Source organism: Sodalis sp. dw_96, from assembly GCF_018449575.1.
Taxonomy (GTDB): Bacteria; Pseudomonadota; Gammaproteobacteria; order Enterobacterales; family Enterobacteriaceae; genus Acerihabitans.
On record NZ_JAAVUT010000021.1, the window covers coordinates 13,612 to 26,141 of the forward strand.

10 protein-coding genes and 1 pseudogene are annotated in these 12,530 nt (G+C 51.6%); 6 read left to right on the forward strand and 5 right to left on the reverse strand.

Translation table 11 applies throughout. From position 1 onward, the window contains the following. Positions 1 to 14: 14 nt before the first annotated feature. Together ispA and xseB are read right to left on the reverse strand one after the other, a co-directional pair. Entirely contained in the window at positions 15 to 914 is a 900-nt protein-coding gene (ispA, locus tag HB631_RS22055) for a (2E,6E)-farnesyl diphosphate synthase (RefSeq protein WP_213993328.1), read from the reverse strand. Positions 915 to 918: 4 nt separating this feature from the next. Beyond that, entirely contained in the window at positions 919 to 1,161 is a 243-nt protein-coding gene (gene xseB / locus HB631_RS22060; protein ID WP_213993329.1) for an exodeoxyribonuclease VII small subunit, read from the reverse strand. A gap of 226 nt (positions 1,162 to 1,387) precedes the next feature. On the opposite strand from xseB, the gene thiI reads away from it, so the two are divergent. After that, complete coding sequence (thiI, locus tag HB631_RS22065) at positions 1,388 to 2,836, forward strand: tRNA uracil 4-sulfurtransferase ThiI (RefSeq protein ID WP_213993330.1); 1,449 nt, start codon at positions 1,388 to 1,390, stop codon at positions 2,834 to 2,836. Positions 2,837 to 2,919: 83 nt separating this feature from the next. Here the strand turns inward: thiI and HB631_RS27325 are convergent. Beyond that, positions 2,920 to 3,162, reverse strand: a pseudogene (locus HB631_RS27325) (hypothetical protein); the annotation flags it as partial. 92 nt (positions 3,163 to 3,254) lie between these two features. Here HB631_RS27325 and HB631_RS22070 point away from each other — a divergent pair. The 3 genes from HB631_RS22070 to HB631_RS27145 are packed head-to-tail and all read left to right on the forward strand — an operon-like array spanning position 3,255 to position 6,107. After that, positions 3,255 to 4,880 (forward strand): lipase family protein, encoded by a 1,626-nt coding sequence (locus HB631_RS22070; protein WP_213993331.1) that lies wholly within the window; start codon positions 3,255 to 3,257, stop codon positions 4,878 to 4,880. After that, positions 4,874 to 5,335: a hypothetical protein gene (locus tag HB631_RS22075; protein ID WP_213993332.1), complete on the forward strand. Its 462-nt coding sequence runs from the start codon at positions 4,874 to 4,876 to the stop codon at positions 5,333 to 5,335. Before HB631_RS22070 ends, HB631_RS22075 begins: the two co-directional genes overlap by 7 nt. Position 5,336: 1 nt before the next feature. Next, positions 5,337 to 6,107, forward strand: coding sequence for a hypothetical protein (locus tag HB631_RS27145; protein WP_255557207.1), 771 nt, complete (start codon positions 5,337 to 5,339; stop codon positions 6,105 to 6,107). A 126-nt stretch (positions 6,108 to 6,233) separates the two neighbouring features. Here the strand turns inward: HB631_RS27145 and yajL are convergent, their stop codons facing one another. Together yajL and panE are read right to left on the reverse strand one after the other, a co-directional pair. Next, positions 6,234 to 6,824 carry a protein deglycase YajL gene (gene yajL / locus HB631_RS22085; protein WP_213993333.1) on the reverse strand — a complete coding sequence of 197 codons (591 nt, stop codon included), beginning with the start codon at positions 6,822 to 6,824 and terminating at the stop codon, positions 6,234 to 6,236. Beyond that, the gene (gene panE, locus HB631_RS22090) at positions 6,784 to 7,701 is read right to left on the reverse strand and encodes a 2-dehydropantoate 2-reductase (RefSeq protein ID WP_213993334.1); all 918 of its coding nucleotides are present in this window, start codon (positions 7,699 to 7,701) and stop codon (positions 6,784 to 6,786) included. Before panE ends, yajL begins: the two co-directional genes overlap by 41 nt. Before the next feature lie 193 nt (positions 7,702 to 7,894). Here panE and HB631_RS22095 point away from each other — a divergent pair, with 193 nt between their 5' ends. Both HB631_RS22095 and HB631_RS22100 read left to right on the forward strand, forming a co-directional pair. Further along, positions 7,895 to 8,386: a YajQ family cyclic di-GMP-binding protein gene (locus tag HB631_RS22095; protein WP_213993335.1), complete on the forward strand. Its 492-nt coding sequence runs from the start codon at positions 7,895 to 7,897 to the stop codon at positions 8,384 to 8,386. A 341-nt stretch (positions 8,387 to 8,727) separates the two neighbouring features. Next, entirely contained in the window at positions 8,728 to 12,516 is a 3,789-nt protein-coding gene (locus HB631_RS22100; protein WP_213993336.1) for a hypothetical protein, read from the forward strand. Positions 12,517 to 12,530: the final 14 nt, after the last annotated feature.

Sequence of the window (12,530 nt, forward strand, 5' to 3'; positions counted from 1 at the left end):
AAAACCATCAAATTTTATTTATCGCGCTCGATAACGAAACGGGCCAATGCCATCAGCGTGGAAGTATCATAGCCCAGGGCGGCGACATATTCTAAAGATGCCAAAGATTCCCGGTGCAGATCCCGCGCCTTGGCCCGCGCGCCGTCCAGCCCAAGCAGCGCCGGGTAGGTATTTTTACCCAATTGTTGATCGGCCCCTTGTCGTTTACCAATAGTAGCGGTATCACCCACCACGTCCAGAATGTCATCCTGCACCTGAAACGCCAGTCCGATGGCGGCGGCGTAACGATCCAGATGGGGCAAAACCTTTTTGCCCGGTTCGCCGGCGGCCAGCGCGCCCAGTTTAACCGCCGCCCGGATCAGGTCACCGGTTTTATGTCGGTGGATGGTTTCCAGCGCCGGCAATGATACCGGCTGACCTTCCGACGCCAGATCCAGCGCCTGGCCGAGACACATGCCGTGAGCGCCGCTGGCCTGCGCCAGGGCTGAAATCATCAGCAGGCGATCTTCAGCCGTCACCGCCGGCATCGGCGCGTCCGCCAGAATGGAGAACGCCAGGGTTTGCAGTGCGTCTCCCGCCAGGATAGCGGTGTCTTCGCCAAATATTTTATGGCAGGTGGGCAGGCCGCGCCGCAGATCGTCATTATCCATGGCGGGTAAATCGTCATGGATCAACGAATAGGCATGGATACATTCAATGGCCGCCGCCGGCGCGTCCAGGGTGTCCGGTGTCAGGCCGAATAATTGTCCGGTACGGTAAACCAAAAACGGCCGCAGGCGCTTGCCCCCCAATAAGGCACCGTGGCGCATGGCCTGCATCAGCGGTTCGCGATTATCCAGCGGCGCAAAAAAGCGATCCAGCGCGCCGTTGACCCGCTCATGGCTGGCCTTGAGCTGCGAGGCAAAATCACTCATGGGTCTATTCCGCGTCCGGGGTAAATGGCGCTAATGGCGCTTCCTGGTCTTCGCTTTGCAAAATCTGCACCCGCTGTTCGGCCTGTTTCAAGGTTTGCTGGCCCTGACGCGCCAACTGCACCCCTTGCTCAAACGCATTAAGCGCGTCCTCAAGCGGCAATTCGCCGGATTCAAGACGGGTCACAATCTGCTCCAACTCTTTTAGCGCTGTTTCAAAACTGGCGGGCTGTTCGGCTTTTTTCGGCATAATTTTTTTCAATATGGTGAGTGACGGCGAGTATGAAAACAGTCAACGTTAGCCCAGAGTGCGATGATAAGCAAATTGAGCCTCAATCCGCCAGCGTAAGGTGATATACTCCGCGCCTCGGATGCTATTGATAACACCCGTGCCAAGGCTCCGGAGGTTATCGATAACTCATTATATGACGTGTTCCGATACGTTGTCTTTTTCTGATCACATAACGACTATTGCCATGAAGTTTATCATTAAACTGTTTCCGGAAATTACGATAAAGAGTCAATCCGTACGGTTGCGCTTTATTAAAATCCTTACCAGCAATATCCGCAACGTTTTGAAACATTATGACGAATCTCTGGCGGTAGTGCGCCACTGGGACCATATTGAAGTCCGCGCCCAGGATGAAAGCCAGCGTACGCCGATTATCGATGCGTTAACCCGTATTCCCGGTATTCATCATATCCTGGCGGTGGAAGATCACCCCTATGCGGATATGCATGATATCTACCTGCAAACCCTCGAGCTGAATCACGACCGCCTGGTGGGCAAAACCTTCTGCGTACGCGTAAAGCGCCGCGGCACTCACGACTTTACCTCGCAGGATGTGGAGCGCTATGTGGGGGGGGGTCTGAATCAGAATGTGGCCGGTACCCGCGTCAAGCTCAACCATCCGGAAGAAACGGTCCATCTGGAAATTGAAGACGACCGGCTGCTGCTGATTACCGGGCGCTATGAAGGCATCGGCGGTTTTCCCATAGGCACCCAGGAAGACGTACTGTCGCTTATCTCGGGCGGCTTCGATTCCGGCGTATCCAGTTATATGCTGATCCGTCGCGGTTGCCGGGTGCATTACTGCTTCTTCAACCTCGGCGGCGCGGCCCATGAAATCGGCGTCCGGCAGGTAGCCCATCATATTTGGAATCGCTTCGGCAGCTCCCACCGGGTCCGTTTTATCGCCATAGATTTTGCGGCGGTGGTGGGGGAAATCCTGGAAAAAGTGGACGACGGGCAAATGGGTGTGGTGCTTAAACGCATGATGGTGCGGGCGGCTTCAAGTATGGCCGAACGCTACGGCATCCAGGCGCTGGTAACCGGAGAAGCCCTGGGCCAGGTTTCCAGCCAAACGCTGACCAATCTGCGCCTGATAGATAATGTCTCGGATACCTTGATTCTGCGTCCGCTGATCTCTCATGATAAAGAACATATCATCAATCTGGCCCGTAGCATCGGCACCGAGGATTTCGCCAAAACCATGCCGGAATATTGCGGCGTCATTTCCAAAAGCCCGACGGTGAAAGCGGTAAAACAGCGTATCGAACATGAAGAGGAGAATTTTGATTTCGCCATTCTTGATCGGGCGGTAGCCGAAGCGCAAAGCATCGATATCAGGGAGATTATCGAACAGACCAACCAGGATGTGGTGGAGGTTGAAACCGCGGACAAAGTGGGCGATAACGATATCGTGCTGGATATCCGCCCGGTGGATGAACAGGAAAGCCAGCCGCTGATACTGGACAAGATTGTCGTGAAGGCCCTGCCGTTTTACAAGCTGGGGTCCCTGTTCAGCGAACTGGACCAGAGCAAATCCTACCTGTTGTACTGTGAACGGGGCGTCATGAGCCGTCTACAGGCGCTCTATCTGCGCGAACAGGGATTCGCCAACGTCAAGGTATACCGGCCATAAAAGGCGGCCATAAAAGGCCCGAGCGAGCGGCCTGGGACGCGCAACGTTCAGGCTGCCGCTCAGTTCCCCATCGTCCGCATCCGTCAGCAACCCTTAAGGTATCCGCTTGGGAAACGGAAAACATCCCCGCTAAGACTGTTTTTCTCCAGACTGCGATCCACTGCGCGTAACGAACGGTATTTCCCTGACCCCTGCTTAAGATTGGTTCACCAGACATAATCCTCGCTCAGGTTGATATGCTCCCTGACCAGCGGGGACAGATAAGAAACCCATTGCTTATTAAGCGGGATCCCTTTTCGCTTCAGTGAATCCGGAGCTTTTTCTATATTACTTTTGTTAATCCCCCGTCGACGAAGATGAAATGCCGTTTCGGTTATGATGGAGCGCTATTAGCCTCTTTAAAGTGCAAGGAATTGGCATGGAAATCATTGGCGAAAACACCTGCGTAACCAGCATAAGGCCCACAGGCAAAGTCGTTTACTGCCGCAGTGAGCCTCATAAATACTGGCTTGAGTTGCAGTTTGTTGATGAGAATAATTTGCCCGTCGCCGGGCTGAACGTGAGGTTGGAGTACCGTCCGCTGGCCTCCGCGGAGGAAGTGGCGATGTGGAGCAAAACAGGCCGCCACTACAGTCCCACGCCGCCACCCAATCCGCCCGCCGGCGTCACCGACAGCCAGGGGCTGGTCCGGTTCGACGACCTGTACTGGGTCACGGTTGATGTGAAAGTTGATGCCCAGCCGCTGGCCGACGAGATGGCGCAGCGCCCGCTGGGCCTCCGGCGCAATCCGAACAGCCAGCCGGTGAGTAAAAACGCGTTCCGCCGGGAAACGCGGGACAAAAGCTGGCGTTCGGACGTGCAGGAAAAAGCCGAAGCGGCTGGGTACACACATCACTATGTGACCATCGGCGAACTCTGCGACCGGCTGCCGCAGATGGAGGGCTGGGATGAGCCGGAGCCACCGGAATTTCACTTCCCACCGGGGCGGTCACTAACAAGCACGGAGATAGCACGGGAGGCGCTGGCGCAGCGGCACGTCATTGAAATCTGCCCGTTCCGGGCGTGGGTACTGACGCTGCATGACACGAAAGAATACGACCTTGCCAACGGACTTAACCTCGGCATTATGGCCGACCTGGCCTATTCAGCCGAAAGAGAGAATAAAACAGTGGCGTATTTCTTCCGTCAGAAATGCCAGGATCTGTCCGTTATCCCGCAGTTTGCCGAGTACCCGTCTTATTTCCACACGCTGGCGGTGGATGTGCCGTTCCGAGATCGCTATCTTGCGCCGGTGTATCTGAGCACGAAGGATAGCGAGCAGCCGGAAGGTGATACCCGACTGTTTACAGTGGAGTGCGGGACTCACGTATTGGTTGCCTGGTGCGGAACGGACAGCCTGCTGAACGCCCTGACGGATGCCTCCTTCGGGCCGAAGCGATGCCTGCCCGAGCTTGCCGATGCGGGTAATATTCACGGCGGTTTTCTGGAAGCCTATGCGCTGGCGAAGCAAAAGTTTGAAACTCTATTTCAGCAAGTAAAAACGTCAATTTATGAAGCCCAAGGAACAAAGAAACTGTTCATCTGCGGCCACAGCCTGGGTGGATCTCTGGCGCTGCTTTATGCCGCCGAAATGAAAGAGCGTCATCCGGTGCTGTATACCTTCGGGATGCCGCGCACCTTCACACGTGCGGCTATGCAGTCTCTGGACAGCATCACCCACTACCGCCACGTCAATGATAACGACACGGTGCCACAGGTGCCGCCGGACATCGACATGGACAGTTTGTTTTATCAGAAGCTGGGGCCATTGGGCGACAAGCTGGGGTTTAACTGGCTGGCAATGTCCATCTCGGGGCTGTATCCGCTGCTTTGGCAGCGCAATCTGGAAGCGGGGCTTGGGATTAAGCTGAAACGGGATCCGTACTGGCATCACGGTAACACGGTGGTCTTTTTCAAGGCACAGCAGTGCTCGATGGAATCCCGTCCCCAAAATATGCCGTGGATAGGGGGCGGCGGCAGCGATAACCGGCTCCCGGCGTGGTGAATTACCGAAATACGGTGGCTGTAAAACTTTTTCTGGTGCCGTCGCTGAACAATGAATGCCTGAAATCCACCGGCGAGCACCAGGCGGCGTTTATTCAGTGCCTGAACCCGGCCAGCCTGGAAAAGACCTTTCCGAGGAACACCAACCCTACACTGGACGGCCTGGCCACCGATCCCCGCAGCCATTCGATGGCGCACCGTTATCTTCCTTATATCCATAACCAAGTGCTGGAACTTGCGGCTCCTGAACTTCCGATGAGCAGGAAGGCGATGCGGGAGCGGTTCCTCGCGGAGATTGAGAAAGGCGCATCCGGCAGCGGTAATCCGGATGAGGTTCAGCGCAACCGTGAGTTCCTTGCGCTTCAGAACATGCTGCCGGTTGCGCTGCAACGGACGCAGGCAGAACAAACCGGAAGTAATGCTCTGATCCGCTTTGCGGCGGTAACGGAGGAATAAGTTGAATTTTCTAGTTAAAATAACTGTTTTTTTGCCGTTTAGCACGCTAGTTTTCGGATGTGGCGACAAGACAGACCAGACGCTTTCTCCATCTGAGAATGCCCGCCATGTAACGCTGTTATTCACGATACCGGCTGGTATCACGTTGATGCCGATGCAGGTGCTGTACCGTTCTGACAAGTGTATGGGTAAAAGCTATAACTCAAGCTTTGAATCTTATCCGGTGAAGGGATACAACGGCTTTTCACAGCCGTTTGTCAGGCAGGGGCACAGCAATACCTGGCAGACTCGTATAGCCGTAGACGGCGGCGGTTCGTGTCAGTGGCAGCTGAATTCTCTGCGGGTCAGCTTTAAATTGTCTGATGATAATCCTCTGGTGAAGGGGAAAAAGGTTATTGCATCCAATTATATTTTTGATTTTGGTGATTACGGGCTCAGTGACGGCTATGGCACAGGAAGAGCGAAGGCGGTCAGCGGTAATCTCGATTTGAAAACGAATTTTTTCCCTACAACTATCATCAATAAAATGTTTCATGAAACCTCTATTGAGTTGTTTGGCGGCGATACGGATTATGCAAACTGGAGCAGACGTTACAGGCTTCAATATACCCAAAAGATAGCCATAGAGCCGATATTGCACAGCCAAAAAGGAGTGTTACTTGAGGGCGATGAGGAGCGGGGAATCGGGATGGTGATAACGTATCCCGATGGAAGCATTGAGCGTGTACGTAAGATAAAACCTGATTATCAAAGGCTACTATTGCAAAGGTAAAAAGAATAACCATGAGAGGATCTTCTTGAGATCCTTTTTTTACGCTGCTAGACGCCCTTAATGGCGATTGCCATAACCCGCAGGCCATTCTCAATCCCCGCCATGACTGATATACGCAGATAATTCTCAGCTAGCGTAATTGTCAATACCCGCCGGCAATACCAATTGCGCCGCCACCTCGGCCGCCTTGGCGTTACCCAGCAGGATGTCAATGATCTTCAGGGCAAAATCCATTGCGGTACCCGGCCCCTGGCTGGTTAATAGATTTTCCTCCTTAACATAGACCCAGCGCTGGTCGCGCCATTCCTTCGGCGGAATACGATCTTTCAAGGCCGGAAAGCCGGTCATGGCGACGGAGGGGAACAGCTGGTGATGCTGCAAAACCAGAGCCGGCGCAGCGCAGATTGCCGCCACCAGTTTGCCCTGATTTTTCATCCGGCGAACGGCCGCCACCAGTTGGGCATCGTCGCGAAAGCCTTCGGCGCCTTTGGCGCCCCCAGGCAATACAATGACATCAAATTGCCGGTCACGCACTGCCGACAAGGGCGTGTCGGCCAGCAGACGTACTCCTCGTGAACAGCGGACTTCACGTTCATCGCCGTTATTCACGGCGGCGGTTGTTACCTCGATACCGCCACGCACCAGCAGATCGATAACGGTGACGGCCTCGGTCTCCTCACTCCCATTCGCCAGACATACCAGTGCCGAGACGGCCATAAAGATTCTCCTTTTGCTTAACCAGTTCATACATACGTTGATTGGCGGGGACATTGACGCCGTGCGCCCGCGCGCGCCGCAACAGATAACCATTAATATAATCAATCTCGGTATGCCGCTGGGCGCGAATATCCTGCAACATGGAGGAAGTATTATCGGCGGTGTTTTTGATGATCTGCCCGACATACAGCAGCAGGCTTTCATAGGAAGTGTGAAAACCTTCGCGATCCATTACCGCGGCCACTTCGCGGCATAAATCCTCGATTTCGTTACTGTAACGATCCATTTCACCATTTGTGCATTCATAAATCGCCGTGAGCGGGTTGATGACGCAGTTTGACGCCAGCTTAATCCAGCAGGTGGCGGCAATATTGTCATGCCAGGCCACATCCGGCAGCGCATCGTGCAGGACTTCCGCAATTGAACTGATGGATTGCGCATTGGCGGTCAGCGGTCCGATACGGGTGGTGCCGCTGTAAACATGGATAATGCTGCCGCCGTCGCTGCGGTAGGCCGCATGGGTGGTTATGCCCTGCAAAAGAGGCTGACTCAGGGCCGGCAATTCTTCACGGGTACCCAGGCCATTATGTAACAGCACAATGGCGCAATCTGGCTTAAGCTGCGGCAGCAGGCTTCTGATAGCGTCGGAAACCTGCCAGGCTTTCAGGGTCACAAGCAATAAATCGCTCTCGGCCAGTAACGCGGCGTTATTGGCCGGCAGCTGATATTGAAAGGTTTCTCCAAGCGGCGAGACCACATCAACGGTACAAAAGGGTTGCGGCACACGGAGCCAACCCTGAAGGGTATGTCCCTGCTGGAACAGTCCCGCCAGCCAGAGTTGACCGATAGCCCCACAACCCAGAACGGTAATATTCATGTTCCTAACCTTTGTGTAGATTTAGCCTTCACCCGGCTATATGTGCAGTGCGACGCTTTCATTATAGACATTTACGCTATTCGGGACGTATTGCTACCGGCCGGAGAGCAAGCCATCGGCGACGACTGACTTTTGTATCTGGCAAACCAAGCAGGTATGATGCTTGCCATGGTGAGACTGACAGAGAAACATTATGCCCTCATTTGATATCGTTTCAGAAATAGATATGCAAGAAGTTCGTAACGCGGTGGAAAATGCCAATCGGGAATTGTCCACCCGCTGGGATTTTCGCAACGTGCCGGCAAGCTTTGAGCTGAATGAAAAAAACCAAAGCATCACCGCCACCAGCGAATCCGATTTCCAGGTGCAGCAACTGGTGGAGATCCTGCGCGAGAAGCTGGCTAAGCGCGGTATCGAGGGCGGGGCTATCGAGCTGCCCGACGAGATGACGCGCAGCGGCAAAACCTACAGCATCGAGGCCAAGCTCAAACAGGGTATAGAGTCAACCCTGGCCAAAAAGCTGGTGAAACTGATCAAAGACAGCAAACTCAAGGTGCAGGTGCAGATCCAGGGCGAACAGGTGCGGGTGACCGGTAAATCCCGGGATGATTTGCAGGGCGCCATGGCGCTGGTCAAAGGCGGCGAGCTGGGCCAACCGTTCCAGTTCACCAATTTTCGCGATTGATGGACCCGGGCTGTTGCCCGGCATAAACAAACGCAGGTATTCCGTTCTTTGGCTTTCCGCCGGAGAACGGGTTTAGGGTTAAATCTATGGTAAATCCAGGCTGGGAGCGAGCCGACAGCGCAACAAGGCTATTTTTTGCATCACGACGCCCATGGCAAGCAGAGGCCGCTTAAATTTTTGATTGAAATAATACTCATACTACTCGTTTAAGACAATTCAACGAAGTGAAATAAAGACTGCCGTTAAAAAAACTTATTTCTTTCCCGTTGAAGAAAATTCTGGTTAGGTCACTTAAAAAAAAGTAAAGTTGGACCGAGGTTAACCTGCCGAAGGAAAGTAATATGCATATTTCTACCCACAAAACAGGTCATAATATAATTGACAGAGAATTGTTATCTAATTCAACTAATTCACGTGAGTATAAGGAAACATTGCAGTTATTTGATGCGCTAAAAGCCATAAGAACATCTGAAAATATACAATTGGCAATACCAAAAATACAGGGTAAGAAAAATTGGGCTAATAATGCCGTGCGCCTGTTATTTGCCTCGGTTCTTTCGCCAATAAATTTTTCGTTAGGTAATATTACCACAAATAAACATAATTCCCTTTCCGTCAATGTCGACTCAAGGACCGTTAAGCCTATTCTGGGGTTGGCTGCCCCGATGGCTTATAATAACGCCGGCGTCAGCATATTGGCTAATAAAATATCCATCGATATATCTTCCCGAGATACATATACTTCCAGGCATCAAAGCCCACGACGAGTAGTCAGAGGCACTGACGAGAAAAATAATTCCGCGGGGAATACACTTTATTTACCATCAGTGTCATTAGCAACAAAGAATATTGAAAATTTTTTAACCGCGAGAGGGCTTATTGATAATAAAACGTCGCAGGGAAAGACGGATTTAATCAATGCCGCGGTGGATTACATTTCTAATCACAGCGATGGGATGAATAAGATCGCCAAACATTTGATACGGCACTCAGGGCTATTTGGCGCTAAAAAAAATGAAAAAATAAGCGAATTTATTCAGCAAAAAACGGTGATGGCCTGGATGCATTCATTACTTTTTGCGGACGGGGTTGAAGTCTTTACAGTCAATGAATTTATTAGGGTCTACCAAAATGAATCCTTGGGCAAAGTTGTTTCCACCCATCATTTCGCAGCGCATCTCTCCGAGACCGTTCGCCACGGATTGACCGTCGACTGCGATACCCGCGAGAGGGCTGGCTTAAATAAAAGTTCGCTGGCATTTATAGATGATAATATTTTTATACCGATAATGCCGACTTTTTATTTTAATACTGTGCAAGATGCATCGATGACCTATTCAATCGGCTCTCTTGAATGGGGATACTTGCATGCTGGTATGGGTTTCGCTATGAGCGCTGAAATGAACCTGCAGTCTATATCGGCAAATGAGCTGGTATCCTTAGGGATATTCTTGGATTCTATGTTAAGAGAAGGGCTGTCGGATCCTTCACTGATTAAGCTGTTTATACTGCCAGCCATATTTTATCAAGTTAAATACAGTCTGGATAATGGCATAAAAATTAATATTGATGATGTCATGGATGCGAAAGAAATAAAACAAGAGGTTCTAGAGAGATATTTTTTGGCCTGCGATAAATTCAATGAAATGATTGATCCGGTAATGTATCTTTCTCAGGCATTGGCGTCATATCAAACCCGGACAAAGCTCGCTGAAGAGTTGATTAGCACAAACTGTGCCGCGGAAGACCAAACAGGCGTGCCTTACATTTCTTTATATAAATATTATAATAACTATATTAAGTGTGCCGATGTCATTGATGGGGCAAAAAACGCGGTTCGGCAACTCCCCCCACTTGATGTGGTGTTTGAAAAGCAAAACGCCGATATCGCCGATGCTTTCGCCAACGTCGATAAACGGATCATTTACAACGCCATATCCGGTATTGATGCTCATGAGGTTGATTTCCTGGCGGGGGCCGAGGTGCAAAAGGTTAGGGTCGGTTTTGCCCATCGAATGAAACCTCATACGGCGTTAGGTTATTTGGCCTTTTCTCAATATGATAATTTATCACTCCGGAGCAATGTCGATGTGTTCTCAGCTAAAAAAGACAATAAAGAAAGAATTTATGCTTTAATTAATGAAAAAGAAGGATATCGCGTTAAACGTGTTGATGAAAATGTGGTTGCCTATTTTGAATTATTAAAAATTTATCGTTCTGAATTAGAGACGGATAATAATATCAAGCTAAATCTTCAAAAGGGCAGATGGCAGGTATTGCAGACCGCCACTCAGTCCCTTAAGGTTTTCGCCACAACTTTAAGTCAGATACACCGTGACAATATGTTCGAATATTTAAATGCATTAGGATATGACAAAACGGCGGCCGAAAAGACCAGAGATTTTTTCTTATCCCTCATCCCTCTTTATGATTGTATTACTTACGCACAGGGTGGCAAAGAAGGCGAAGCCGTGGCAGCCTGTAGTATGGATGCATTAATGCTGGCCCCGTTTGTCGGCAAGGGACTGAGTATGAGCGCCAAGGCCGCGACGAAGTTCGGTTTTGGATCAAGGATCGCATTGGGGGAGTTCGCAAGCGGTTTCGCCGCCGGACAATCCCTTAGGATGGCGATGAAAAACGGGGTGCTACAGCTATCAAGATTCGCGGCCCTGCCTGCATCGCGCGAGCTTAATCGGGTGGCGCTGAGCGAATTGGGCGTGGAATTTCTTCGCTTGTTTGATCCGGGCCTTGAGATTACCGGCCGTATGAGCGGCGCGATATTAAAACGGGTGATTCAAGGGGCTGACATCGTAGGACGGTCCCTTCCCGCACTGGATAAAGTCCTTGCCGCGTTGCGAGCAAAAAAAATCGACCCTTTCACTCCCCCTGGCAACCCGTATCAAATGGCGCGCCTGCCGGCATTGAAGCGAGAGGTACCGGTGGTAAAGCTTGACGGGGATACCCTTCACGGCAAGGCAATCTATGTCAGGATAAACCCTGAGAACAATGATATTTTCGGCCGTAAGTATACGCTGGCCGAGGATAAAACCCTGGTCCCCGTCCCTCTTCGCTTGTCAAAAAGGCTGATTAATTTGCGAACCCAAGGCCTGGGCGGCTTGGGGGGAAAGGTGCGGGCCAGGCAATGGATGACCGAGCAAAGAAGCCTGTCCGACGAGGTTCATGAATCTCTGCGAGACGTAGTGCTCTCGCCGGCCAATGAACACATCGGGTTCCCCGGTATGGGTCATGGGCATGGCAGCGCGGCAGGCGGCATCGAACGGTCCTGGAGGGCGGCCTATGCCGTGGAAAAGCATTTACCGAAGCAATTTTTTATCAAAACCTTTGGCGATCGGGACAGCGAATCCATCCTTTTTCCGGAACTTGGCGTACCGTTGCATCAGAACAGCTTAGACGCGACTGAATATGAGCGCGCTTTTGCAAGGTTGTCAGAAAATGAAAAAACCGCGGTACGTACCTGGTCGCTGGTTGAAGATGACGTCAGAAGCTTCAGTGATGGCACGCCTAACCTTACCTGGTTGAACAAAAAGCCTATAAATGTCGAGCTCAACCAAAAATTGCGGGACGGCATCCCCTTCACTCCGGAGGAAAAAGAGGTTCATGACGGTCTTATGGCCTTCTTGCGGGCGGATATACCCCGACAGCACGGGAGCTATCTGCGTATCGCGGAATACCGGCAGGGCCAGCGCATTCCCTGGCCCCATGATATTGCCGTGGGGGACATCGTCACCAATCATCCTCAGTTGATGAGCGTGTCGGCGGACGATGGGTTCGCGCGGCTTTTTGCTGAACAGGCCGCTGAAGATGGTCCGGAAATTGAGCAGGGGCTGGAGGCGCTGGTTATCTATCGAATTGACAATGGGGAAACATGCACGCCGCTTTTACCTATGGCCGCCAGTACGGTGATCGACGAAGTGGAATATCTTTATCCACCCAAAACCTATTTTCGCGTCAAGGGCATCAGTATTGCCGATGGAATTTCACAGTATATTTTCCCCCGAAAACGGATCGGGGTTATTTTGGAGGAGATAACAGAAGTCCCCTTTAGAGCAAAAAATCTCTTTTCCGGATATACCTATTTATACGACCTGCCGCCGCTGGCGCGCCGCTAAGTCTCTTCACGGCC

Excerpts from the sequence above, each read along its gene's own strand:
- xseB (WP_213993329.1), bottom strand. The coding sequence starts at position 1,161 with ATGCCGAAAAAAGCCGAACAGCCCGCCAGTTTTGAAACAGCGCTAAAA.
- HB631_RS22100 (WP_213993336.1), top strand. The coding sequence starts at position 8,728 with ATGCATATTTCTACCCACAAAACAGGTCATAATATAATTGACAGAGAA.
- HB631_RS22070 (WP_213993331.1), top strand. The coding sequence starts at position 3,255 with ATGGAAATCATTGGCGAAAACACCTGCGTAACCAGCATAAGGCCCACA.
- yajL (WP_213993333.1), bottom strand. The coding sequence starts at position 6,824 with ATGGCCGTCTCGGCACTGGTATGTCTGGCGAATGGGAGTGAGGAGACC.
- ispA (WP_213993328.1), bottom strand. The coding sequence starts at position 914 with ATGAGTGATTTTGCCTCGCAGCTCAAGGCCAGCCATGAGCGGGTCAAC.
- thiI (WP_213993330.1), top strand. The coding sequence starts at position 1,388 with ATGAAGTTTATCATTAAACTGTTTCCGGAAATTACGATAAAGAGTCAA.
- panE (WP_213993334.1), bottom strand. The coding sequence starts at position 7,701 with ATGAATATTACCGTTCTGGGTTGTGGGGCTATCGGTCAACTCTGGCTG.
- HB631_RS22095 (WP_213993335.1), top strand. The coding sequence starts at position 7,895 with ATGCCCTCATTTGATATCGTTTCAGAAATAGATATGCAAGAAGTTCGT.